The sequence below is a fragment of the Bradyrhizobium paxllaeri genome (assembly GCF_001693515.2).
GTDB classification, from domain to species: domain Bacteria; phylum Pseudomonadota; class Alphaproteobacteria; order Rhizobiales; family Xanthobacteraceae; genus Bradyrhizobium; species Bradyrhizobium paxllaeri.
Window position 1 is genome coordinate 7,694,638 of record NZ_CP042968.1, and the last position, 22,261, is coordinate 7,716,898.

Here is a 22,261-nt window from a genome sequence, read left to right on the forward strand (position 1 = left end):
CTCAAGTTTTGGCGGCGACGGCGACCAGGCCCGGTACGGGAGTGTTGTCCTCGTTGCGGGCGGAGCGATCTTCCAGCAGCGATAATTTCAGACCGGAGCTCTCCACCGCGGCACGCGTGTAAGCGGCAGCATGGGCGTAGCGCAGGCCCCGGCCGATGATGACGCCTTCGCCGTCATGGGTTTCGGCGGTGAAGGCGAGCAGGCCACCCGGCGTAAGCACGCGCGCGGCTTCTATCAGCACCGGCGCGAGATCGGCGACGTATACCACGGCATCCGCGGCGAGAATGAGATCGGCGCTGGCATCCAGCCTCGAACGCAAACCCTGCAGCATGTCGGCGACTTCAAGCTCGGCGTAGTGGCCGGTGCCGCGCGCCCGCTCGATCATGCGCGGCGACAGATCGACGCCGATGAAATGATCGGCGTTACTGGCGAAGGCCGACGCTGCAAGCCCGGTGCCGCATCCGAGATCGATTGCGCGCTTGAAGAACGCCGGCTTTCCAGCGGCCGATCGCGCCGACAGCACCGCACGAAACAGCAGTTCCGGACCGCGATAGCCGAGGTCGCCGACCAGCGAGGATTCGAAGCGCGGCGCGTATTGGTCGAACAGGGTTTGCACATAGGCCTGCGACATCCCGGCCAATGGCGCTGCGCCGAGCCGCATCAACCGAAGCGCGGCGCCGTGGCGATCACCGGGATCGCTGGCCCGCGCCTTTTGAAACGCCGAGACGGCCGCCTTATGCTCGCCGAGTTCTTCGCGGATGCCGCCGAGCGTGAACCAGGCGGAGGTGAAGTGCGGCGCCAGCTCGATCGCCTGCAACAGCAGATCAGCCGCGGCCGGCAGATCGCCCTTCAATTGCAGGTCGCGCGCGAATTCGAACCGGCGGTCGGCCATCAGATCGCCGGAAGAGAGAAAAAGGCGGGCGGGCATGGGTTCCGAAATCTGTGATTGCCGGGCGCTTGTCCTCGACCTGATCGGGGATGACCCGGCAATCCATCAAAAGAAGGATTCTTGAGAAGATGGATGCGCGGGTCAAGCCCGCGCATGACGGCTAAACATCGCGGCCAAAGCACCTATATGTCCGGCATGCGTCCGCACGACATCCTGCTGCCAGTTGCTGCCGGCCTGTGCTGCAAGCCGGGCGGCTTCCACATCGATCCGGTGCGGCCGGTCGAACGCGCCGTGATTACCCACGGCCACTCCGATCACGCCCGGCCCGGCCACGGCGCCGTGCTCGCCACGCAGGAAACGCTCGACATGATGCGGCTGCGTTACGGCGACAATTTTGCGCGTTCGACGCAAGCCATTCGCTACGGCGAGGAGATCCGGCTCGGCGACGTCAAGGTCAAATTCCATCCCGCAGGCCATGTGCTGGGCTCGGCGCAGATTGCGGTGAGTTGCAACGGCCTCTGCATCGTCGCCTCCGGCGACTACAAGGACGCCACCGACCCGACCTGTACGCCCTTCGAAGTGGTGCCTTGCGACGTCTTCATCACCGAGGCGACGTTCGGTCTGCCGGTGTTTCGCCACGGCGATGCGGCGGACGAGGTGAAGAAATTGCTGGCGTCGGTGGCGCTGTTTCCAGAGCGCGCGCATCTGGTCGGCGCCTATTCGCTCGGCAAGGCGCAGCGCGTGATCGCGCTATTGCGCGAGCAAGGTTACGATGCGCCGATCTATCTGCATGGCGCGATGGAGGAGATCACACACTACTATCAAAGCCGCGGCGTTGCGCTCGGCGAACTGCGTCCTGTGAAGGGCGTGAAGAAGGCCGATCTCGCCGGCACCATCGCGCTGGCGCCGCCACAGGCTACCTCCGACATCTGGACCAGACGTTTCCCCGACCCGGTTACGGCGTTTGCCTCGGGCTGGATGCGGGTGCGGGCGCGCGCCCGCCAGCGCGGCGTCGAACTGCCGCTGGTGATTTCAGACCATGCCGACTGGGACGGCCTGACCGCGACCATCGCCGCCACCGGCGCCGGCGAGGTCTGGGTCACGCATGGCCAGGAAGATGCGCTGGTGCATTGGTGCAAGTCGCGTGGCCTTGCCGCGCGGCCGCTCGATCTCGTTGGATACGGCGATGAAGAGGAGAGCGAGACGGTCGTGGCCGACGAGGCCGAGGTATGAACCGCTTCGCCGAACTCCTGGACCGCCTCGCCTATGAGCCGGGCCGCAACAACAAGCTGCGGCTGATCACGGCTTACTTTCGCGACACGCCCGATCCCGACCGCGGCTACGCGCTGGCGGCATTGACCGGCGCGCTATCGTTCAAGCACGCCAAGCCGGGACTGATCCGCGACCTGATCATGGATCGCGCCGATCCGGTGCTGTTTGGGTTATCGTATGATTATGTCGGGGATCTATCCGAGACGATTGCGCTGATGTGGCCCAAGGCCGCACTCGCCGGCCACAACAACCCGCCTCCCCCCACCCTTTCCGAGGTCGTCGTCACCCTCCGCACGCTCGGCAAGACCGATCTCCCAAAACAGCTCGCGCGCTGGCTCGATGAACTCGACGAGACCGGCCGCTGGGCGCTCTTAAAACTCGTCACCGGCGCGATGCGGATCGGGATTTCGGCGCGGCTGGCCAAGACCGCTGCGGCTGCACTTGGCGACAAGGACCCGCATGAGATCGAACTGATCTGGCCGGGCCTCGCCCCGCCCTATCTCGACCTGTTCGCCTGGCTGGAAGGCCGCGGCGACAAGCCGGTCAATCGCGATCCCGCACCGTTCCGGCCCGTGATGCTGGCGCATGCGATCGAGGATGCGGATTTTGCCAGTCTCGATCCCACCGATTTCATCGCGGAATGGAAATGGGACGGCATCCGCGTGCAGGCGGTCGTCGGTCGCGACGAGCGCGGACAGATGCAGGCGAGGCTCTATTCGCGCACCGGCGAGGACATCACGAAAAGCTTTCCCGACCTGGTGCCGTCGCTGCGCCTGCCCGGCGCGATCGACGGCGAACTGTTGGTACTGCGCGAGGGCCGCGTGCAGACTTTTAATGTGTTGCAGCAACGGCTGAACCGAAAAGTCGTCTCGCCAAAACTGATCAAGGACTTTCCGATTCACCTGCGCGCCTATGACCTTCTCGGCGACGACGAAAACGATTTGCGCGAATTGCCGTTTGCCGAGCGCCGCGCGCATCTCGAGACCTTCATCAGAAAGCTCGACGACCCGCGCATCGATCTGTCGCCGAAGGTTGCCTTCGATAGTTGGGAGGCGCTGATGGCAGCGCGCGCCGATCCGTCAAGCGCCGGCGCGGGGGAGGACGCCGAGGCAGTCGAGGGCGTCATGCTGAAGCGGCGCGACGCGCCCTATCTGCCGGGCCGCCCCAAAGGCCAATGGTGGAAGTGGAAGCGCGACCCGCACATCATCGACGCCGTGCTGATGTATGCGCAGCGCGGGCACGGCAAGCGCTCGTCCTATTATTCGGATTACACGTTCGGCGTCTGGACCAACGGCGACCACGGCGAGCAACTGGTGCCGGTCGGCAAAGCCTATTTCGGCTTCACCGACGAAGAGCTGCTGCAGATCGACCGCTTCGTCCGCCGCAACACGACAGAAAAATTCGGCCCCGTCCGTCATGTCGTGCATGAGCCCGATCAGGGCCTGGTGCTGGAAGTCGCCTTCGAGGGGCTGGCCCGCTCGCCGCGACACAAATCCGGTGTCGCGATGCGGTTTCCGCGCATCAGCCGCCTGCGCTGGGACAAGCCGCCGCGCGAGGCCGACCGGCTAGAGACGCTGGAGCGGATGCTGAAGGACGTGACGGCAAATTAACATTTCAAAGGCGCATGGCGGCCATTGACCGGCACAAGCGGGTTCCCCATGTGCCCCGCCGTGCCCTATAATGCGCGCGACCCGCGAGGAGAGACCAATGCCCAACGACATCAGAGACCTGCCGGCCGGCAATGACGGCCTGTACCGCTTCCTCGGCGGCTCGCCGCTGTCGGTGGCGTTCCGGTTGATCCTGCTGTCGATCCTGGTCGGTGTCGTGCTCGCCGCCATCGGCTTCGATCCCTGGAATATCCTGCACAGCATCCAGACGCTGTTCCGGCGGCTGTGGGATCTCGGCTTCGACGCCGTCAACTGGCTGTGGCGCTACTTCCTGCTCGGCGCCGTGCTCGTGATCCCGATCTGGCTGCTGTCGCGGCTGTTTGGCAGCTCGCGCGGGCGATAATCCTTCAACAGGCGGTGAGCGGCCGATGCAATTACGATTTGTCGGCTGCGGCGATGCGCTCGGCTCGGGAGGCAGATTCAACACCTGCTTCCACGTCACGGGCAACAGCGTCAATTTCCTGATCGATTGCGGCGCCTCCTCGCTGCCGGCGCTCAAGCGCCTCGGCATCATCAGCGACGCCATCGACCTGATCCTGATCACGCATTTCCACGGCGACCATTTTGGCGGCCTGCCGTTCCTGCTGCTGGATGCGCAGTTCACGCGGCGTACCCGCCCGCTCGTCATCGCCGGGCCGCGAGGGATCGAGACCAAGCTGTCCAACCTGATGGAAGCGTTGTTCGAGCATTCATCCAAGACAAAGCAGCGCTTCGATCTCTCGGTTGTCGCGCTCAAGCCGGAGCAGAGCCGCACGTTCGGCGAGGTCAAGGTGACGCCCTATCCCGTCGTCCACGGCGAATCCGGCGGACCGTTCCTGGCCTATCGCGTCGAGGCCGAGGGCCGCGTCATCACCTACAGCGCCGACACCGAATGGACCGAAACGTTGGTCCCGGCGGCGCGCGGCGCCGACCTGTTCATTGCGGAAGCCTACTATTACGACAAGATCGTCAAGAACCACCTCAGCCTGAAGACGCTGGAAGCGCATCTTGGCGAGATCAACACCAAGCGGCTGGTGCTGACGCATATGAGCGATGACATGCTCGCCCGCATTGGCGAATTGCCCTACACCGCTGCCGAAGATGGCATGGTGATCGAGCTCTAGGATGCATTCGCTCAATCCTGCTTCCAGGGTCACGACCAGACAGGTGTTCGCCATCGCGGGTCCCGCGATGGTCGCGAACCTGACGACGCCGCTGATCGGCATCGTCTCGACGACCGCGATCGGCAGGCTCGGCGATGCCACGTTGCTCGGCGGCGTGGCGATGGCCTCCGTGCTGTTCGACTGCATGTTCTGGCTGTTCGGCTTCCTGCGCATGGGCACGGTAGCGTTCACGGCGCAATCGCTGGGCGCGGGCGAGACGTCGGAATTGCGCGCGATCCTGCTGCGCGGACTGATCGTTGCCGCGCTGGTCGGCGCGGTGCTCATTGCCCTGCAGATGCCGCTCGCCAACCTTCTCCTCAACGCGATGGGTGGCAGCGAGGGCGTCACCGGCGCTGCCAAGACCTACTTCATCATCCGGATCTGGTCGGCGCCGCTGGCGCTAGGCAATTATGTCGTGCTGGGGTGGCTGGTCGGGCAGGCGCGGGCAAAGCTGGCGCTCGGCACGCAGATCACCATCAATCTCGTCAACGTGGCGGCGACCGTCGTGCTGGTGCTGGCGCTCGACTTCGGAATTGCCGGCGCCGCAATCGCCGCGCTGATCGCGGAAGCCGCGGGTCTGATGCTCGGCGTGCTGATCGCGCGCCACCTTTCGAAAGAGCAATTCTCGGCTTCCCGCGCGCTGCTGTTCGATCGGAACAAGCTGATGCGGATGCTTTCGGTCAATCGCGACATCATGATCCGCACCGCATCGCTGATCGCAGCGTTCTTGTTCTTCACTGCGCAGGGCGCGCGTGCCGGCGACACGACGCTCGCCGCCAACGCGGTGCTCAACAATTTTCTGCTGTTCGGCGCGTTCTTCCTCGACGGCCTCGCCAACGCCGCCGAGCAGCTCTGCGGCCGCGCCTATGGTGCCCGCGACAAGGCGGCCTTTGCCGGGGCGGTGAAGCTCGTCGTGATGTGGGGCTTTGGCTTCGCGCTCGCGGTGGCTACCTGTTTCCTGCTGTTTGGAGCTGCGTTTATCGACATGATGACGGCGAGCGTGGACGTGCGGCGCATCGCGCGCGATTATTTGCCGTTCGTGATCTTCGCGCCGCTGCTTGGCGTGTTCGCCTTTGCCTTTGACGGCGTCTATATCGGCGCCACCTGGGCGCGCGACATGCGCAATTTGATGGTGGCCTCGCTCGTGATCTTCCTCACCGCCTGGTTCGCGCTGCGGTCATTCGGCAATGCCGGGCTCTGGGGCGCGCTGCTGGTGCACTACGCCGCGCGTGGCGGGCTGGAGGCGCTGCGCTATCCGGCGTTGTTGAGGAAATCGTTCGGCTCGTAGCCGCGCCTACCTCACCGGCCATTCCTCTGCCGTGATCGTCGCGGCATCGGCGCCGACGATTTCCGACAGCGAGTCGCGCCCCGTGCGCAGCAAGGTGGACGCGAGGTCGTTCTTGATGTCGTCGACCAGCCCCAGCCCCTTGTAGACCAGCGACGAATAGAGCTGGATCAGGCTCGCGCCGGCGCGAATTTTCGTCAGCGCAGCGCCGCCGCTATCGATGCCGCCGACGCCGATCAGCGGAAACGCGCCTTCGGTGCGCACATACGTCTCGGCCACCATGCGGGTCGACAATCGGAACAGCGGCCGGCCGGATAGGCCGCCCTGCTCTTTCGCCTTCGCCTGTTCGCGCAAGGTCGAGGGCCGCGCCAGCGTGGTGTTGCCGACGATCATGCCATCGATACCGCGCGAGCGCGCGATGTGCACGACGTCGTCGAGTTCGGTCAGGCTGAGATCCGGCGCGATCTTGAGCAGCACCGGGGAATCGCCGGCGTTCTTCCGCACCCGCTCGCGCGCGTCGATCACCTTGGCCAGCAGTTCGTCGAGCGCGGTCGATTGCTGCAGATTGCGCAGGCCCGGCGTATTCGGCGAGGAAACATTGACGGTGAAATAGCTCGCGACCGGCGCAAAGGTCTCGATCAGCTTGACGTAATCGGCGACGCGGTCGGGCGAATCCTTGTTGGCCCCGACATTGACGCCGACGATGCCGCCATGATGGGCGCGCGCCGCGAGGCGCCGCAGCGCAACCTCAGCGCCGTCATTGTTGAAGCCCATGCGGTTGATCACGGCTTCATCCCGCTCCAGCCGGAACAGCCGCGGCCGCGGGTTGCCGCCCTGCGGCTTCGGCGTCACGGTGCCGATCTCGACAAAGCCGAAGCCGAGCCGCAACAGCCCGTCGGGCACCTCCGCGCTCTTGTCGAAGCCCGCCGCCATGCCGATCGGGTTGGGAAAATTCAGGCCGAAGGCCCGCACCGCCAGTTTCGAATCGTCCGCGCGCGGCTTGACCGGCGGCAGCAGCCGCAGGCCATGGATCGCCATGCGATGGGCGTCCTCCGGATCGAACCAGCGCAGGAGCGGCAGCGAAAAGGCGTCGAAGGCGCGGATCACGGCGTAAGCTCCGGAATGTCGTGACTGCCGTCGGACCGCGCGCGCATATCGAGGATGGCGGTCACCGCGCCGAGATCGAGCTCGCCGTAGAGATGCGGGAACAGCTCGTCGTTGCGCGAAGGCTCCCAGCGCAACGCATCGCCCAACGCGTCGGCATCGACCGCGACCAGGAACAGGCCGGTCTGGCCGAAATAATGCTTTCGCGCCGTCTCGGCGACCTGGGCGGCGGTCGAGAAATGAATGTATCCGTCGCGCAGATCGTCCGCGCTGCCCCGGTAGACGCCCTGCCGTTCGGCCTCGCGCCAGGCCGAGGCGGGAGTGATTTTATAGATCGTGGGCACGGCTTTCCGGGCTTCCCCTGCTTGTCGTTGAGTCTCTTGGGATTTCCCGGACATGGCCGGGCTGGCGGCCGACCGTAAAGGCGGCAGGCCGCCAACTCAAGCGCTGCCGCCGCAGGCGTGGCGCGAAGATTGCGCAACGGGGCCGGATCAGGTAATAATTCCTAGACCGCTCCCAGGAATTTTCGATGGCGAGGCACGCCAAGGCGCAACGGCTTCTGACCCATAGCCAGGTCTGGACCGCGCTCGACCGGCTGGCGGAACGTGCCGGCATGTCGCCCTCGGGGCTGGCCAGGCGCGCCGGCCTCGACCCCACCACGTTCAACAAATCCAAGCGCATCACCCCCGACGGGCGCGAGCGCTGGCCTTCGACCGAATCGGTCTCCAAGGCGCTGGCCGCGACCAATGCGTCGATCGACACTTTCGTGCAACTGATCGGAGACGGTGCGCGCAGCCTGCAATCGGTGCCGCTGCTCGCGCTCGCGCAAGCCGGCAGCGGCGGCCATTTCGACGACAGCGGCTTTCCCGCCGGAAAGGGCTGGGACGAGGCGGCGCTGCCATCGGCCAGCGACGAGCACGCCTACGCGCTGGAGATCTCCGGCGATTCGATGAGGCCGACCTATCGCGACGGCGACATCATCGTGGTGTCGCCGGGTACACCGATCCGGCGCGGCGATCGCGTGGTGCTCAAGACCTCGGACGGCGAAGTGATGGTCAAGGAATTGAAGCGGCGGACGACAAAGACGCTGGAGCTGCAGTCGCTGAACCCGGCACAGGCTGACCGCACGCTAGAAGCCGATGACGTCGCCTGGATTGCGCGCATCGTGTGGGCGAGCCAGTAGGGTCGCCGTTGCCGTGACGGACGTGCTGAGCGACCTGCTGCAACACTCCCTTCGCATCGTGCTGTGCGGAACCGCCGCCGGCACGACCTCCGCGGCCGAGCGGGCCTACTACGCGCACCGGCAGAACAAGTTCTGGGCGATCCTGCACGAGACGAAGCTGACGCCGGAGCGGCTGCAGCCGCAGCAATATCGTGACCTGCTGCAACATGGGATCGGCCTGACTGATCTCGTGAAAGCGGGCGCGGGCATGGACCGCGCCACGCTGCCGAAGCTGACGGTGGCGGATCGCAGCCGGCTGAGCGATGCGATCACGACATTTCGCCCGCGATTTCTAGCATTCACCAGCAAGACGGCCGGACAGAAATTCTTCGACGGCAAGCGCGACTATGGCGAGCAGCGCGAACTGATCGGCGACACCCGGGTGTGGATCCTGCCGTCGACCTCGGGCGCGGCCAACGGGAGTTGGCAGCCGGAAATCTGGCATCGGTTTGCGAATGAAGTCAGGGCGGCGGGTTGAAGGCCTTTCCACAAGAAGGAAACCGTAGGTGGGCAAATCGAAGCGTGCCCACCATCCGCAGCGCAAATCTGGATGGAAGATGGTGGGCACGGCGCTACGCGCCTTTGCCCACCCTACGGCTGCAGCAAGACTACGTCGCGTAATCGGGCTCTTTCCTGTCCAGCATCCGCTTCAACGCATCGAAATGCCGCTGGGCCGGGGTCGGGCCCTTGTAGAGATGCTCGTCCTTGTAATCGCGCTTGGTTTTCTCCACCACGGGCGCGGGAAGCTGTTTCAGCCTCTGTCCCGTCCACATCGCATAGATCTGCACCTGGGCAGCGCGCTCGACGTAGTAGAGCATGTCATAGGCTTCCGCGACGGTGGCGCCGACGGTGGAGATGCCGTGATTGGCCATGAACAGCACGGTCTTGTCGCCGATCACCTTTGCCAGCCGCGCGCCTTCGGCAGGATCGAGGGCCGGGCCGGTATACTCGTCGTCATAGGCAATCGCGCCTGATAGCCCGACCTCGGTCTGGCCGATCTCCTTGATGCGGGGATCTTCCAGCCGCGTCAGCGCGCTGGCATGCGGCATGTGGGTGTGAAACACCGCCTTTGCCTGCGGCAGCGCCTTGTGGATCGGCGCATGGATGCAATAGCAGGAGCGCTCGACCTCGCCCTCGCCGCTCTTGACCTCGCCGTCGTCGATGCCGACTTCCATGAAGCAAGACGCCGTGACCTCCGACCAATGCGTGCCGAACGGGATCTGGTAGTAGCGGTCGCTCTTATCAGGCACCACGAAGGTCAGATGGTTGAAGATGCCTTCGGAAAATCCCTGGATGAAGGCCAGCCGGTGCGCGGCCGCGAGATCGACCCGCGCCTGCCATTCCTCGGCGCTGTATTCGCTGAGCGACTTCGGCGAAACCCTGAACTGCATGAGCTTTCTCCCTGATCCGCTTGTGATGCCCGCCTCTCACCGGAGGCTTTGATGGCAGTTATGGGTGGCATTGTAGCGCAATCCGGCGCAGGCCGTGGCTGAAATTGCGGCGGGCCTGCCATCCCGGTTTGCGGCACCGGGGCGCACCCCTCCGGTGTCGTCCCGGCCTTGAGCCGGGACCCATAACCACAGGCGTTCGTTGCTTGCATCAGGTTGGAGCCACAGCGAGGCCAACAACGCCACCTGTGGCTATGGGTCCCTGCTTTCGCAGGGACGACAGAGAAGCCTACGCGCTCCGCGCCAGCGCGCCGTCGATCATGTTGACCGCGTTCGTCACGCCATACACCGCGACGAACGAGCCGAAGCGCGGGCCCTTCTCCTGGCCGAGCAGCACCTGGTAGAGCATGTTGAACCAGTCGAGCGAGACGCCGGGCCGGCCATCCTTGCCCTTCTTCACCTGATCCAAAAACGGCTCGCGGCGACCGATCTCGTAGACCACGTTCTGGATGTCTTCGGCGCTCGACCCCGCCGGCAATTGCGACAGCGCATCGCGCAGATCCTGCAGCGCGGCGCGCTCGCTGTCGGTCGGCTCGCGGAACTGCTTCGTCGGCGCCACGAAGTCGCGGTAGTAGTTGATGGCGTAGCCGACCATCGCGTCGAGCTTCGGATGCGACTGCGGTGTCACGCCCGGACGATAGCGGCCGATGAAGCCCCACAGCGTTTCGGCGTTTTCCGCATTCGACGACGACACCAGCGTCAACAGAAGCTGGAACGTGACCGGCATGTCGGCCTTCGGCGGCTTGCCGGAATGGATGTGCCAGACCGGATTGGCGAGCTGCTGCTTGGCATCCTGCCGCGTGAACCCGTCGAGGAATTGCTGGTAATCGTCGACATTGCGCGGGATCACGTCGAAATACAGCCGCTTCGCCGCCTTCGGCTCGCGGTACATGAACAGCGACAGCGATTCCGGCGAGGCGTAGCGCAGCCATTCGTCGATGGTGAGACCGTTACCCTTGGACTTCGAGATCTTCTGGCCCTTCTCGTCGAGGAACAGTTCGTAGTTGAAGCCTTCCGGCGGCGTGCCGCCGAGCGCCTTGGCGATCGGGCCCGAGAGCTTCACCGAGTCGATCAGGTCCTTGCCGGCCATTTCGTAGTCGACGCCAAGCGCCACCCAGCGCATGGCCCAGTCGGCCTTCCACTGACACTTCACATTGCCGCCCGTGACCGGCGTTTCCACCTCGTCGCCCGTGTCAGGGTCGACGTAGGTTACCGTACCCGCAGCAACGTCGCGGCGGATCATCGGCACCTGCAGCACGACGCCGGTGGTCTTGCTGATCGGCAGGAACGGCGAATAGGTCGCGCGCCGGTCCGGCCCCAAGGTCGGAAGGATGATCGCCATCACCTGATCATAGGCGGCCAGCATCTTGAGCAAGGTCGCATCGAAGCGGCCCGACGTGTAGCACTCGGTCGCGCTCGCAAACTCGTAGTCGAAGCCGAAGTGATCGAGGAACGCCCGCAGGCGTGCGTTGTTGGCCGCACCGAACGACGGATGCTCGTTCGAGAACGGGTCCGGCACGCGGGTCAGCGGCTTGCCGAGATGTGCCGTCATCATGTCGCGATTGGGCACGTTGTCCGGCACCTTGCGCAGGCCGTCCATGTCGTCGGAGAAGGCGAGCAGCCGCGTCTTGATCTTGTCCTCGGTCAGCACGCGGAAGGCGTGGCGGACCATGGTGGTGCGCGCGACCTCGCCGAAGGTGCCGATATGCGGCAGGCCCGACGGACCATAGCCGGTCTCGAACAGCACCTCGTCCTTCGGACTTTTCTTCAGCCGCGCGACAATGGCCCTGGCCTGCTCGAACGGCCAGGCGTTGGATTGTTCGGCGAGCGCGCGCAAATCGCTCGGGCTAAAGGCAAGGTCGATGGTGGACATTTTAAATGAGCTCTCTCCGGAAGCCGCGGAAACTAGCGCTTCCGCTGCAAAATGCAAAATGACGGCCGAAACGCCGTAGGGTGGGCAAAGGCGCACTTGCGCCGTGCCCACCATCTCTCACCGCCCTGCGTCTCCGATGGTGGGCACGCTTCGCTTTGCCCACCCTACGCAGCTACGTCAGAACGGACTGATCGAAAAGTACCGCAGCCACAGGTCGGTGAAGCGGCCTTTTTCCCAGATCCGGAACAGCGCCCAGTTCAGCGACGTCCGTAGGAGATCGTTGCCCTTGCGGACGGCGATGCCGATACCCTCGCCGAAATAGCGGCTCTCGACAAAGGGCCCGCCCGAGAACGCGCAGCATTCGGCCGAGTCGGTGCCGTTGATCCAGAACGCCAGCGAGATCGCGTCGCCGAAGATGAAGTCGACCTCGCTGCGCCGAAGCGCCAGCCGCAGCGCATCGTCGTTGGGGTAGGATTTGATCTCGGCATCGGTGAACATCGCCTTCAGATAGGCCTCGTGCGAGGTGCCGCCGATGACGCCGACCTTCTTGCCTTCGAGGTATTCCGGGCGGATCTCCGGCATCACGGCGTCGCGCCGCGACACGAAGCGCGCCGGCGCGCGGTAGTAAGGATCGGTGAAATCGAGCCGGGCGCGCAGGGCCGGCGTCACCGCCATCGAGGCGATAATGGCGTCGCCACGGTTGCTGGTGATGGCATCGACCAGCGTTTCGAACCGCCGCATCTGGATGGTGCAGCTGATCTTGATCTCGTCGCAGAGCGCGCGGGCGAGATCGACATTGAAGCCGGCAGGATTGCCGTCCGGGCCGGTGAAGTTGAACGGCGGGTAATCGGTCTCGGTCAGGAAGCGGATCACGGTCAGGCGCGACATGTCCGGCCGGTCCGGGCGCCGCCGCGGGTCCCAGAAACCGGGCACCGCCTGCGGGGCCGCCTCTACCGCCGGACGGGGCTGGGTTTGGGCCTGAGCCGCGCCGCCGCCGACAGCCGTCAGCGCAGCCGCCATCGACAGCCCGACCAGCCAGGCGCTGACGGTTCGATGCAGACTTGCATTGGTTAACAGGACAGTAAGATTTAGCATCTTCGGCAATGGCTTCGCGGAATTTCCGGCCTTATAGACCATCCGGCCGTCGATGCGAGGGCCGTTTTGGCCCTTTCGGCCAGGCATGCCGCTCAGAGATAGCGCTTCAGGTCCTTGGCGGCCTCCTCCGGCGTCCGTTTCAGATTGAAGGGCGCTACGAATTTGCCGTCGCGGTCCATCAGATAGATCAGCGCGGTGTGGTCCATGGTGTAATCGCCATCCTTGAGCGGGACTTTCCTTGCATAGACCCGGTAGGACGAGATCACCTTGGCCACCGCCTCGGGCGCGCCGGTCAGTCCCTTCAGGTGCGGATCGAAGCTGGAGAGATAGTCCTTCATGGCGGCGGCCGTGTCGCGCTCGGGATCGACGGAGACGAACCAGGCGTTCACCTTGTCGGCGTCCTTGCCCATCGCCTTCAGCACTTCCGAAATCTCGAACAGCGAGGTCGGGCAGACATCCGGGCAATGGGTGAAGCCGAAGAAGATCAGCGTCGGCTTGCCCTTCAAATTCTGCTCGGTGACGGTCTGGCCGGTCTGGTCGGTCAGTTGAAACGGCCCACCGATCGCCGCCGGCGCCGTGACGGTGCGCAGGCCGCCGAGCGCCCACAGCATGATCATGAGACCAAGCGCGAGGCTGGCCGCGAAGGCAGCGATGATCACCAGCGGGCGGATGGTCCGGTCCATGGGGGAATTCCTTGTTGCCCGGTCAGAAGCAGGCCGAGATGCCGGCGGCGATCATTTCGAAAAACACCGCGGTGCCGTAATGGAACCACAATGCAACCGCGCTGAGCACGGCCAGCGTGCCGAGGCCGGCAGCGCTCCAGACGATCATGGATGCCACCCGCCCCTGCGGCCGGGCCGCCATCATGCCCTGCTGGGTGGAAATCGGCTGAACCATTGACTTGAGATAGGGCCAGTTCCCCGGGCAGGCAAGCGGAATGGCCGCAGGGGAAATCACGTCATGCGGAGGGAGCCGCTCCTCAGTTCGTCATGCCCGGGCTTGTCCCGGGCATCCACGTCTTGGCAGTCATGCGGCAACGAAGACGTGGATGGCCGGGACAAGCCCGGCCATGACGGCGAGAGTCGTTGAATGGGACGGACTAACGCGTGCCGTTTAGCGCGTCGCCGGCTTGTTGCTGGAGGCCTGGGCGTCGAGATAGCAGGGCTTGTACATCGCCTGCAGTTGCTTGCCGCGCAGGAAGATCATGCGCTGGGTCAGGCCGCCGCGCGCTGCAATCCACTTCCGGACCGGTACCGGATACATCGAATACAGCATCTGGGTTGCTTCGGCGTTGGTGACGGCGCGGCCTTGGGGCCCGAAATCCCAAGCGGCGTGGAAGCCGAGATTGGCGTGCGAGGTGACGCAGATCCGGTCATGGGGAACCGCGCCGAGCACGATAGTGCAGGCCGAGGCGCACAGGCCATCGATGATGACGGTTTCGCCCGAGGTACGCAGACCCTGGTACTTGTCGACATAGGTACCGATCCGGCCGCCGCGGTCGTCCGCGATCCGCACCACCGCCTGGCTCGCCCCAACTCCCGCCAGCAGCAGCACCGCGGCAAGCAACCCCGTCACCAGCTTCATATCCCAGCCCCAGTCGAAGAAATGTCGAAACCGAATCTGATCGTCTTAGTGATGCAAGACATGATGCAGCGTCGTTGGAGATCGTGATTTTGTCTAGGCAACGAAGGTCTCTCAAAACAAATTCAAATTAAGTGTTGCCGGGCCGCTGCACCCTCCGCGCGAAAAGGTCCCAAACTGGAACAAACGACTCGCGCGAGGGTGACGACGCGGTCACAGGCAAGAAGGCGTTTGCCGTTGACCACACGCGACGACGCGGGCTTGAATCATAAATGGCACGGGGGAGGAAACGATGACTGAGGTCACAGACGTAATCGTGGTTGGCGCCGGACTGGCGGGTCTGGTCGCGGCAACCGAGATCGCAGACGCCGGCAAGCGCGTCATCGTCGTCGACCAGGAAGGCGAACAAAGCCTTGGCGGACAAGCCTTTTGGTCGTTCGGCGGATTGTTTCTGGTCGATAGTCCCGAACAGCGACGGCTCGGCATCAAGGACTCCTATGATCTCGCACTGCAAGACTGGATGGGCACCGCGGGCTTCGACCGCGACGACGATCACTGGCCGAAGCGATGGGCGGAAGCCTATGTCGCCTTTGCCGCCGGCGACAAGCGCGCTTGGCTGCGCGCGATGGGTCACCGTATTTTTCCGGTAGTCGGCTGGGCCGAACGCGGCGGCTATGACGCGATGGGCCACGGCAATTCGGTGCCGCGCTTTCACGTCACCTGGGGCACCGGTCCGGGCATCGTCGAGCCGTTCGAACGCCGTGCGCGCGAAGCGCAACAAAAAGGCCGGTTAACGTTCAAGTTTCGCCACCGCGTCGACACACTCATGATGACGAACGGCGTGGTCGAGGGTGTGAGCGGCTCGGTGCTCGAACCCGACAGCGTCGAACGCGGCAAGAGTTCGTCGAGAAAAGTGATCGGTGATTTCACGCTGCGCGCACAGGCGGTGGTCGTTGCCTCCGGTGGCATCGGCGGCAATCACGAACTGGTCCGGCAGAACTGGCCGAAGCGCCTGGGCGAGCCGCCGAAATTCATGATCTCCGGGGTCCCCGAACATGTCGACGGACGAATGATCGGGATTACCGAGGCCGCCGGAGCCCGCCTGATCAATCGCGACCGGATGTGGCATTACGTTGAAGGCATCCGAAACTGGAACCCGATCTGGCCGCGCCACGGCATCCGCATCCTGCCCGGCCCGTCCTCGATGTGGTTCGACGCCACGGGCAAGCGCCTGCCCGCGCCGCTCTTCCCCGGCTCCGACACGCTCGGCCAGTTGCAATACATCATGTCGACCGGCCATGATTATTCCTGGTTCATCCTGACCCAGAGCATCATCAAGAAGGAGTTCGCGCTCTCCGGCTCCGAACAGAATCCCGACCTCACGGGGAAAAGCTGGCGCATGACCATCAAGCGCGCCACCAACAAGGGCGCGCCGGCGCCGGTCGAAGCGTTCAAGCAGAACGGCGCCGACTTCATCGTGCGCGACAATCTCGCCGACCTCGTCAGCGCGATGAACGCGCTCGCCGGCAACGACCTGCTCAAGCACGATCAGATCAAGGCGCAGATCGAGGCGCGCGACCGCGAAATCACCAATCCTTACGTCAAGGATGCGCAGGTGATGAACCTGCACAATGCACGCCGCTACATCGGCGACAAATTGATCCGCACCGCAAAGCCGCACAAAATTCTCGACCCCGAGCACGGCCCGCTGATCGCGGTGAAGCTGAACATCCTGACGCGCAAGACGCTGGGTGGCTTCGAGACCGATCTCGACTCGCGCGTGTTCGGCACGGACCGCCAGATCATCCCCGGACTATATGCCGCGGGCGAAGCCGCCGGCTTCGGCGGCGGCGGCGTGCACGGCTACCGCTCGCTGGAGGGCACCTTCCTCGGCGGCTGCCTGTTCTCGGGCAGGAATGCCGGACGCGCGGCGGCCAAGGCTGCTGGTTAGGCGACGTATCGATGCAAATAACGCAGTAGCCCTTGAGGCCTCAGCACGCTAAGAAACCGCCGCCCCTATCAGGAGAACAAAATGACCATCCAGCGCTTCGAAACCGGACCTCGCATGAGCCAGGTCGTCGTCCACGGCAACACCGTCTATCTCGCCGGCGTCGTCGCCGGCACGGCGGCCGGCAAGAGCGTGACCGAGCAGACGCAGGACATTCTGTCGATCATCGACGGCCACCTTGCCAAGGCCGGCACCGACAAGTCGAAGCTGTTGTCAGCCACGATCTACATCACCGACATGAAGACGTTCGGTGAAATGAACGCGGTGTGGGACGGCTGGGTCTCGGCCGGCAACACGCCGGCGCGCGCCACCGTCGAAGCCAAGCTGGCGGCGCCGCAGTACAATGTGGAGATCATGGTGATCGCGGCGAAGTAAGGCCTCATCGCTCCACGATTATTTCAAATGCCCCGGATTGCAGATGCGATCCGGAGCATTTTCATTTTGCGCCTCACGCGCTGATCTTTGCTCCTGCGACATCGCCGATGTCGGCCTGAAGCCAGCGGGCGATCCGGCGCCAGGAATGGCTCAACGCCTTGCTTCCCATGAACAGGCCGAGGTGGCCGCACGGCTCGCAGGCGCGTTCCAGCCATGCCGGTTGCGTGCCGAGCAGCCGTGCGGTGGCAAACGCCTGATTGCGCGGAACGACGATGTCGCTCTCTCCCGCCAGCAGGAAGACCGGCAGGCGCACCTCGGCGAGGTCGATCCTGCGGCCGAGCGCAACGAAGCGCCCGCGCGCGATCTGGTTCTGGCGAAACACCCGCTCCGTCACCTCGAGATAATACGTCCCCGGCAGATCCAGTGCCGCGCCATCCCAGCGCGCGAAACGATCCAGCAGCATCCGCGCTTCGTCCGATCCGTCACCGAGATCCTGTTGTAGCGCGGCTTCCACGTCGTGCTGGCTGAACGGAATATTCCAGAACTGCAGCATGTGCTCGCCGCTGACGACGCCGTCGCCCTGCTGCACCATCTGCTCGAACGCCGGCTGCGGAAGCGCGGCCACCATCTTCGAAAGCTCCGACGGCGTAGAAACATCGACCGGGGCGCCGGCGAGCACCAGCCGCCGTACCTTGTCGGGAAAACGGGCGGCATAGACCAGCGACAGCCATCCGCCCTGACACAGGCCGACAAGGTTGACCGGCGCGCCGATCTCGTCGATCGCCACATTGAGTTCGGCAAGATAGCTGTCGATCGACAGGTGGCGCATCTCCGGCGTGGCCGAGCGCCAGTCGGAGACATAGACGCGGTTGATGCCGCCCTTGTGCAGCGCTCCGACCAGGCTATGGCCCGGCGCGAAGTCCGCGATCTCAGCACCATGCAGCGCATAGGGCGCGCAGACGAGGACCGGCTGTTGCTCCGCTTTCCCTTGCAAGAATTGCCGCAGCCGCATCGATGGGAGTTGCAGCGCCACCGTGTTTGGCGTGGTCCAGGCGAGCGGTGCCTGCTCGGGCACATTGGGAGGCGCGGGCTTTGGATCGGCGAACCATTGTGCGTAGCTGTCGAGCGCCAGCTTGGTGGCTTGCAGCGGCCACAGCCATACCTGCTGCGCCCAGTCGGCGCCCACATGCGGCTGCGGCGTTGTCTTTTCCGTCACGGCTGGGCTTTGGCCTTTGATCAGGAACCGACGAGGTTGAGGTCATGATCCTACGCCAGATCCGGCGCGGAACCCAGCCCAATCGACCAGGCGAGAAGCGGTTTCGCCTCACAACAATATGCAGGATGAATATCTGTAGCTCGGAAGACGAACGAGCAACCGGTCTCCATTCTTGACCTGAAGCGTCGCCGTAAGGAGTTCGATAAAGAGCGTGTTGGCGCGATGAGGCGAGCGATGCGCGACATAGATCCATGCCGGTTGCGGCTTCGCGGCTCGATCGCACAGCTCGATATCTATTCGCGTCAGGCTGAACTGCTCCTTGAACCCCGGATCCCATTCGATCGGCAGGGTCGTATGATCGGGATTGAGGATGCGCAGCGGATATTCGAGCTGGAGATTCAGGGTGCCCCACCTGTGCACGTCCCTGATATCAGGAAATTCCCTGACGAGATGCTCGTATTGCTTGGCGACGGTGGTGGTGGCGAGCCCAAGACCGGAAATCTTCGTTCCTGCAATAATTACCGACATATACGCGCTCGCTTCCCGCCTTGCGTCACACCGCGAATTCAAAATCACAAACCTCCGGGTCCGATCCATGACCTCCGAGGTAATCGATCGTCCCGCACCGGTTTTCTATGGTTTACCGATCCGCTCGGCACCAATGAAGGAGAACATCATGACCGACGTCAACACGATCGCCCGCAACTACATCGACCTGTGGAACGAGCGGACGCCCGGCCGCCGTCGCGAAATGCTGGCCGCGAACTGGACCAGCGACGCCCAATATGTCGACCCCTTGATGTCGGGCGACGGCCATGACGGCGTGGACGCGCTGATATCGGGCGTGCAGCAGCGGTTTCCGGATTTCAGGTTCAGGCTGATCGGCGAGCCCAATGGTTTCGGCGACCACGTCCGCTTCTCCTGGGGGCTCGGTCCCGATGGCGGCGACAGCCCGATCAAGGGAACCGACTTCGCCGTCCTCAGCGACGGCCGCATCCGCAGCATCACCGGGTTCCTCGATCAGGTGCCGGCGGCTTGAGGGATGCGTAGATTCCATGAGGCGGTGAGCGTGGCCTTTCCGATAAGGTTTGGGTTTCCACACTCGAACCCCTCGGAGAGTCAGATGCAAGCATCCACCGTAGCCGCGCCCACCGCCGGGCATATTGGCACAATTTTCGTTGCAATCGAACTGAGCCAGCGGAGCTGGCGGGTCGCGCTGCACAGCCCGGACAAGGACAAGATATCGCACCACAAGCTGGAGGGTGGCGATCATGCCGAGCTGTTGGCGTTGGTGGGTCGGGTTCGGGAGCGGGCGGCTCGAGCGCTGGGAGGCGTTCCGGCGGTGGCGAGCTGCTACGAGGCGGGCTACGACGGGTTCTGGCTGCACCGGCTGCTGCTGGCGGCCGGCATCACGAACTACGTGTTTGATCCCGCCAGCATTGCGGTGGACCAGCGGGCGCGGCGGGTGAAGACCGACCGGATCGATGGCGAGCGGATGCTGCGCACGCTGATGGCGTATCTGCGCGGCGAGCCGCGGGTGGTGCGGATCGTCCGGGTGCCTGCCGCCGAACAGGAGGACGCGCGCCGCGGCAGCCGCGAACGCGACCGGCTGATCAAGGAGCAAACCGCTCACACCAACCGGATCAAGGCACTGCTGCGGCTGCGGGGCATGGCGGTCGGGAACCCGCGGCGGCGCGACTGGCTGAGCTGGCTGGCAACGCAGCGGGATTGGCAAGGCCAGGCGGTGCCGCCGCGGATGCTGAGCGAGATCCGACACGAGCACGCGCGGCTGATGCTGGTGCGCGATCGGCTCGATGCGCTCGCGCAGGAGGCGGCCGCAGCGGAGCCAATGCCTGCGGAAGCCGAGATGACCCGGCGCAGCGAACTGCTGCGCCGGCTCAAATGTCTCGGCCCGGCGTTCGCGACGACGCTGACCAGCGAGGTGTTCTACAAGGACTTCCGCAATCGCCGCGAGGTCGGGAGTTATTTCGGACTGACGCCCAGTCCATGGCGGAGCGGCGGCATCGACCGCGACCAGGGCATCAGCAAGGCGGGCAATCCGCGCGCCCGCTGTGCCGCGATCGAACTGGCCTGGCTGTGGCTGCGGCATCAGCCGGACAGCAAGCTGACCCTGGAGTACCGCAAGCGCACGCTCGATGCCGGCAAGCGCATCAAGCGCGTCGCCATCGTCGCCCTGGCGCGCAAGCTGATGGTGGCGCTGTGGCGCTACCTCACGACCGGTCTCGTGCCGGAAGGCGCGGTGCTCAAGGCCGTAAAGATCTAACCACTTCAACGAACGCGTCAGCGTCGCGGCATCTGCCGCGGTCAGCGCGGGATGGATGGTGACCGTGCCACCCTTGGGCCAGCAAACAGGCTGTTTCGTAGATGGGTCTCATCCTCGTGGCTTCCTCGCCGCATGCATGCGGAATGTGGGTGCGGATCACAGCGGTCCGACCGGATATGAGGTGATGCAGTGAGCAACTGCATAAATCGCCGGAAGCCAGTCCCAGAGCGCACCGACCGCGGCGGCACGCTGCGCTACGCATGGCTCCGCGCGCCGCCGCTCCACCGAACGTAAAAATCACATCCAAGCCCCGCCGGGATGCTTGACTCAAAACGCCTCATATGAGGGTGGGCAAAGCGAAGCGTGCCCACCATTGACGCCGCAAATGGGAGAGATGGTGGGCACGGCGCAAACGCGCCTCTGCCCACCCTACGGACCGAAATATTCCAGGAACCTTTTGGTCCTCCCCGCATCCAACCCCAATAGCCTGTTATTGGTGATCATCATGCGTCAGGTCCAGATACCGAAGATCGCGCCCCTCGACACCGGCGACACCGAGCTGGTGCGGCGGGCGCTGGCCCGCGACGAGGCGGCGGTGCGCGCGATCATGCAGGCGAACAACCGCCGGCTCTACCGACTCGCCCGCGGTATCTTGCGCAACGACGGCGAGGCCGAAGACGTCGTGCAGGAGGCTTACGTCCGCGCCTTCACGCATCTGGAAAGCTTTCGCGGCGATTCCAGCCTGTCGACCTGGCTGTCGCGGATCACCATGAACGAGGCGCTCGGCCGGCTGCGCCGCCAGCGGCCCGCCGTCGAAATGGATTCATTGCCGCAGGGCACGCTCGAAGCCCAGATCATTCAATTTCCCCTCGCCGCCCCCGACGATCCGGAAAAATCCATGGCCCAGCGTGAAATCCAGCATGTCGTCGAGCATGCCATCGATGAATTGCCGGAAGCGTTCCGCCTCGTCTTCATCACCCGCGTCATCGAGGGGATGAATGTGGAGGAGACTGCTGAAATTCTTGGACTGAAACCGGAGACGGTGAAGACCCGTCTGCACCGTGCCCGCACCCTGCTGCGCGACAATGTGGAGCGGAAGATCGGGCCCGTGGTGATGGAAGCGTTTCCCTTTGCCGGCCGGCGCTGCGAGCGCCTGACGGACGCCGTACTGAAGCGGCTCGGTTTGGCCTGAAAATTTCGGGAACGTCCGCACGCTTCCGTCATCCAACTCCTGTGCAACAACGCGCGGCTCGCCGCGCCACAGGAGTGTCAAACCATGTTCATTCGATTGAGCGCGGCAATCGCCGCACTAGGCCTGCTGACCGGCGCCGCGCTGGCGCAAGGCGCAAAGCCCACCGACCCGCAGATCGCGCATATCGCCTACACCGCCGGCGTCCTCGACATCAACGCCGCCAAGCAGGCGATCACGAAAGCCAGCAACAAGGACGTCAAGGCGTTCGCACAAGATATGGTGCGCGACCATGAGGCCGTGAACAAGCAGGCGCTCGACCTCGTCAAGAAGCTGAAGCTGACACCGGAGGACAACGACACCAGCAAGGCGCTGTCGAAGCAGGCGACTGAGAAGCTGGCCGAGCTCGATAAACTGAAAGGTGCCGAATACGACAAGGCCTACGTCGCCAACGAGGTTGCCTACCACAAGGCCGTCAACGGCGCACTGGAGACGCAGTTGATTCCGTCAGCCAGCAATGCCGAGCTGAAGAGCCTGCTGCAGACCGGCCTGAAGATCTTTCAGGGCCACCAGCAGCACGCCGAACAAATCGCCGCCAAGCTGAAGTAACG

General features: G+C 64.3%; 24 protein-coding genes. 13 read left to right on the forward strand and 11 right to left on the reverse strand.

What is annotated here, in order from left to right; all coding sequences use genetic code 11:
• Nucleotide 1: 1 nt before the first annotated feature.
• Nucleotides 2–928, reverse strand: a complete 927-nt coding sequence (locus LMTR21_RS36840; RefSeq protein WP_065755445.1) for a class I SAM-dependent methyltransferase — start codon at nt 926–928, stop codon at nt 2–4.
• Between the two features lie 156 nt (nt 929–1,084).
• Between LMTR21_RS36840 and LMTR21_RS36845 the strand changes: the two genes are divergently transcribed.
• The 5 genes from LMTR21_RS36845 (at nt 1,085) to LMTR21_RS36865 (ending at nt 6,258) form a co-directional block, all read left to right on the forward strand.
• Nucleotides 1,085–2,122 carry a ligase-associated DNA damage response exonuclease gene (locus tag LMTR21_RS36845; protein WP_065755463.1) on the forward strand — a complete coding sequence of 346 codons (1,038 nt, stop codon included), beginning with the start codon at nt 1,085–1,087 and terminating at the stop codon, nt 2,120–2,122.
• Nucleotides 2,119–3,771, forward strand: coding sequence for a cisplatin damage response ATP-dependent DNA ligase (locus LMTR21_RS36850; protein WP_065755446.1), 1,653 nt, complete (start codon nt 2,119–2,121; stop codon nt 3,769–3,771). Before LMTR21_RS36845 ends, LMTR21_RS36850 begins: the two co-directional genes overlap by 4 nt.
• A gap of 97 nt (nt 3,772–3,868) precedes the next feature.
• On the forward strand, nt 3,869–4,171 hold the full coding sequence (locus tag LMTR21_RS36855) for a DUF6460 domain-containing protein (RefSeq protein ID WP_065755464.1): 303 nt from the start codon (nt 3,869–3,871) through the stop codon (nt 4,169–4,171).
• A gap of 25 nt (nt 4,172–4,196) precedes the next feature.
• Nucleotides 4,197–4,931, forward strand: coding sequence for an MBL fold metallo-hydrolase (locus LMTR21_RS36860; protein WP_065755447.1), 735 nt, complete (start codon nt 4,197–4,199; stop codon nt 4,929–4,931).
• 1 nt (nt 4,932) lies between these two features.
• Nucleotides 4,933–6,258, forward strand: coding sequence for an MATE family efflux transporter (locus LMTR21_RS36865; protein WP_065755448.1), 1,326 nt, complete (start codon nt 4,933–4,935; stop codon nt 6,256–6,258).
• 6 nt (nt 6,259–6,264) lie between these two features.
• On the opposite strand, the gene LMTR21_RS36870 is transcribed toward LMTR21_RS36865, so the two are convergent.
• On the reverse strand, nt 6,265–7,362 hold the full coding sequence (locus LMTR21_RS36870) for a quinone-dependent dihydroorotate dehydrogenase (RefSeq protein WP_065755449.1): 1,098 nt from the start codon (nt 7,360–7,362) through the stop codon (nt 6,265–6,267).
• Nucleotides 7,359–7,703, reverse strand: a complete 345-nt coding sequence (locus LMTR21_RS36875; protein WP_065755450.1) for a DUF952 domain-containing protein — start codon at nt 7,701–7,703, stop codon at nt 7,359–7,361. Before LMTR21_RS36875 ends, LMTR21_RS36870 begins: the two co-directional genes overlap by 4 nt.
• A gap of 185 nt (nt 7,704–7,888) precedes the next feature.
• Here LMTR21_RS36875 and LMTR21_RS36880 point away from each other — a divergent pair, with 185 nt between their 5' ends.
• Together LMTR21_RS36880 and LMTR21_RS36885 are read left to right on the forward strand one after the other, a co-directional pair.
• Entirely contained in the window at nt 7,889–8,542 is a 654-nt protein-coding gene (locus LMTR21_RS36880) for a S24 family peptidase (RefSeq protein WP_065755451.1), read from the forward strand.
• A gap of 13 nt (nt 8,543–8,555) precedes the next feature.
• Nucleotides 8,556–9,059: a mismatch-specific DNA-glycosylase gene (locus LMTR21_RS36885; RefSeq protein WP_065755452.1), complete on the forward strand. Its 504-nt coding sequence runs from the start codon at nt 8,556–8,558 to the stop codon at nt 9,057–9,059.
• Between the two features lie 130 nt (nt 9,060–9,189).
• On the opposite strand, the gene LMTR21_RS36890 is transcribed toward LMTR21_RS36885, so the two are convergent.
• The 6 genes from LMTR21_RS36890 to LMTR21_RS36915 form a co-directional block, all read right to left on the reverse strand.
• Nucleotides 9,190–9,972 carry a class II aldolase/adducin family protein gene (locus LMTR21_RS36890; protein ID WP_065755453.1) on the reverse strand — a complete coding sequence of 261 codons (783 nt, stop codon included), beginning with the start codon at nt 9,970–9,972 and terminating at the stop codon, nt 9,190–9,192.
• Nucleotides 9,973–10,258: 286 nt separating this feature from the next.
• Entirely contained in the window at nt 10,259–11,902 is a 1,644-nt protein-coding gene (locus LMTR21_RS36895) for a lysine--tRNA ligase (RefSeq protein ID WP_065755454.1), read from the reverse strand.
• Nucleotides 11,903–12,079: 177 nt separating this feature from the next.
• The gene (locus tag LMTR21_RS36900; RefSeq protein WP_246175976.1) at nt 12,080–12,922 is read right to left on the reverse strand and encodes a transporter substrate-binding domain-containing protein; all 843 of its coding nucleotides are present in this window, start codon (nt 12,920–12,922) and stop codon (nt 12,080–12,082) included.
• Between the two features lie 167 nt (nt 12,923–13,089).
• Nucleotides 13,090–13,680 carry an SCO family protein gene (locus LMTR21_RS36905; protein ID WP_065755455.1) on the reverse strand — a complete coding sequence of 197 codons (591 nt, stop codon included), beginning with the start codon at nt 13,678–13,680 and terminating at the stop codon, nt 13,090–13,092.
• Nucleotides 13,681–13,702: 22 nt separating this feature from the next.
• The gene (locus LMTR21_RS36910) at nt 13,703–13,894 is read right to left on the reverse strand and encodes a hypothetical protein (RefSeq protein ID WP_065755456.1); all 192 of its coding nucleotides are present in this window, start codon (nt 13,892–13,894) and stop codon (nt 13,703–13,705) included.
• Between the two features lie 216 nt (nt 13,895–14,110).
• On the reverse strand, nt 14,111–14,581 hold the full coding sequence (locus LMTR21_RS36915) for a hypothetical protein (protein ID WP_065755457.1): 471 nt from the start codon (nt 14,579–14,581) through the stop codon (nt 14,111–14,113).
• A 289-nt stretch (nt 14,582–14,870) separates the two neighbouring features.
• Between LMTR21_RS36915 and LMTR21_RS36920 the strand changes: the two genes are divergently transcribed.
• A complete protein-coding gene (locus LMTR21_RS36920) occupies nt 14,871–16,529 on the forward strand; it encodes an FAD-binding dehydrogenase (protein WP_065755458.1) in 1,659 nt (552 codons plus the stop codon).
• An 81-nt stretch (nt 16,530–16,610) separates the two neighbouring features.
• Nucleotides 16,611–16,961, forward strand: coding sequence for a RidA family protein (locus LMTR21_RS36925; RefSeq protein WP_065755459.1), 351 nt, complete (start codon nt 16,611–16,613; stop codon nt 16,959–16,961).
• 73 nt (nt 16,962–17,034) lie between these two features.
• Here LMTR21_RS36925 and LMTR21_RS36930 read toward each other — a convergent pair whose 3' ends face one another.
• Nucleotides 17,035–18,177 (reverse strand): alpha/beta fold hydrolase, encoded by a 1,143-nt coding sequence (locus LMTR21_RS36930; protein ID WP_246174973.1) that lies wholly within the window; start codon nt 18,175–18,177, stop codon nt 17,035–17,037.
• A 108-nt stretch (nt 18,178–18,285) separates the two neighbouring features.
• Complete coding sequence (locus LMTR21_RS36935) at nt 18,286–18,705, reverse strand: hypothetical protein (protein WP_065755460.1); 420 nt, start codon at nt 18,703–18,705, stop codon at nt 18,286–18,288.
• A gap of 148 nt (nt 18,706–18,853) precedes the next feature.
• On the opposite strand from LMTR21_RS36935, the gene LMTR21_RS36940 reads away from it, so the two are divergent.
• The 4 genes from LMTR21_RS36940 to LMTR21_RS36955 all read left to right on the forward strand — a co-directional run bounded on the left by LMTR21_RS36940 (nt 18,854) and on the right by LMTR21_RS36955 (nt 22,259).
• A complete protein-coding gene (locus LMTR21_RS36940; protein ID WP_065755467.1) occupies nt 18,854–19,216 on the forward strand; it encodes a nuclear transport factor 2 family protein in 363 nt (120 codons plus the stop codon).
• 84 nt (nt 19,217–19,300) lie between these two features.
• Entirely contained in the window at nt 19,301–20,461 is a 1,161-nt protein-coding gene (locus LMTR21_RS36945; RefSeq protein ID WP_148636043.1) for an IS110 family RNA-guided transposase, read from the forward strand.
• 505 nt (nt 20,462–20,966) lie between these two features.
• Entirely contained in the window at nt 20,967–21,653 is a 687-nt protein-coding gene (locus tag LMTR21_RS36950) for an RNA polymerase sigma factor (protein WP_065756459.1), read from the forward strand.
• 84 nt (nt 21,654–21,737) lie between these two features.
• On the forward strand, nt 21,738–22,259 hold the full coding sequence (locus LMTR21_RS36955) for a DUF4142 domain-containing protein (RefSeq protein WP_065756442.1): 522 nt from the start codon (nt 21,738–21,740) through the stop codon (nt 22,257–22,259).
• The last annotated feature ends 2 nt before the right edge of the window (nt 22,260–22,261 follow it).

Excerpts from the sequence above, each read along its gene's own strand:
- LMTR21_RS36840 (WP_065755445.1), bottom strand. The coding sequence starts at position 928 with ATGCCCGCCCGCCTTTTTCTCTCTTCCGGCGATCTGATGGCCGACCGC.
- LMTR21_RS36845 (WP_065755463.1), top strand. The coding sequence starts at position 1,085 with ATGCGTCCGCACGACATCCTGCTGCCAGTTGCTGCCGGCCTGTGCTGC.
- LMTR21_RS36850 (WP_065755446.1), top strand. The coding sequence starts at position 2,119 with ATGAACCGCTTCGCCGAACTCCTGGACCGCCTCGCCTATGAGCCGGGC.
- LMTR21_RS36855 (WP_065755464.1), top strand. The coding sequence starts at position 3,869 with ATGCCCAACGACATCAGAGACCTGCCGGCCGGCAATGACGGCCTGTAC.
- LMTR21_RS36860 (WP_065755447.1), top strand. The coding sequence starts at position 4,197 with ATGCAATTACGATTTGTCGGCTGCGGCGATGCGCTCGGCTCGGGAGGC.
- LMTR21_RS36865 (WP_065755448.1), top strand. The coding sequence starts at position 4,933 with ATGCATTCGCTCAATCCTGCTTCCAGGGTCACGACCAGACAGGTGTTC.
- LMTR21_RS36880 (WP_065755451.1), top strand. The coding sequence starts at position 7,889 with ATGGCGAGGCACGCCAAGGCGCAACGGCTTCTGACCCATAGCCAGGTC.
- LMTR21_RS36890 (WP_065755453.1), bottom strand. The coding sequence starts at position 9,972 with ATGCAGTTCAGGGTTTCGCCGAAGTCGCTCAGCGAATACAGCGCCGAG.
- LMTR21_RS36895 (WP_065755454.1), bottom strand. The coding sequence starts at position 11,902 with ATGTCCACCATCGACCTTGCCTTTAGCCCGAGCGATTTGCGCGCGCTC.
- LMTR21_RS36900 (WP_246175976.1), bottom strand. The coding sequence starts at position 12,922 with ATGGCGGCTGCGCTGACGGCTGTCGGCGGCGGCGCGGCTCAGGCCCAA.
- LMTR21_RS36905 (WP_065755455.1), bottom strand. The coding sequence starts at position 13,680 with ATGGACCGGACCATCCGCCCGCTGGTGATCATCGCTGCCTTCGCGGCC.
- LMTR21_RS36910 (WP_065755456.1), bottom strand. The coding sequence starts at position 13,894 with ATGGTTCAGCCGATTTCCACCCAGCAGGGCATGATGGCGGCCCGGCCG.
- LMTR21_RS36915 (WP_065755457.1), bottom strand. The coding sequence starts at position 14,581 with ATGAAGCTGGTGACGGGGTTGCTTGCCGCGGTGCTGCTGCTGGCGGGA.
- LMTR21_RS36920 (WP_065755458.1), top strand. The coding sequence starts at position 14,871 with ATGACTGAGGTCACAGACGTAATCGTGGTTGGCGCCGGACTGGCGGGT.
- LMTR21_RS36925 (WP_065755459.1), top strand. The coding sequence starts at position 16,611 with ATGACCATCCAGCGCTTCGAAACCGGACCTCGCATGAGCCAGGTCGTC.
- LMTR21_RS36935 (WP_065755460.1), bottom strand. The coding sequence starts at position 18,705 with ATGTCGGTAATTATTGCAGGAACGAAGATTTCCGGTCTTGGGCTCGCC.
- LMTR21_RS36940 (WP_065755467.1), top strand. The coding sequence starts at position 18,854 with ATGACCGACGTCAACACGATCGCCCGCAACTACATCGACCTGTGGAAC.
- LMTR21_RS36945 (WP_148636043.1), top strand. The coding sequence starts at position 19,301 with ATGCAAGCATCCACCGTAGCCGCGCCCACCGCCGGGCATATTGGCACA.
- LMTR21_RS36950 (WP_065756459.1), top strand. The coding sequence starts at position 20,967 with ATGCGTCAGGTCCAGATACCGAAGATCGCGCCCCTCGACACCGGCGAC.
- LMTR21_RS36955 (WP_065756442.1), top strand. The coding sequence starts at position 21,738 with ATGTTCATTCGATTGAGCGCGGCAATCGCCGCACTAGGCCTGCTGACC.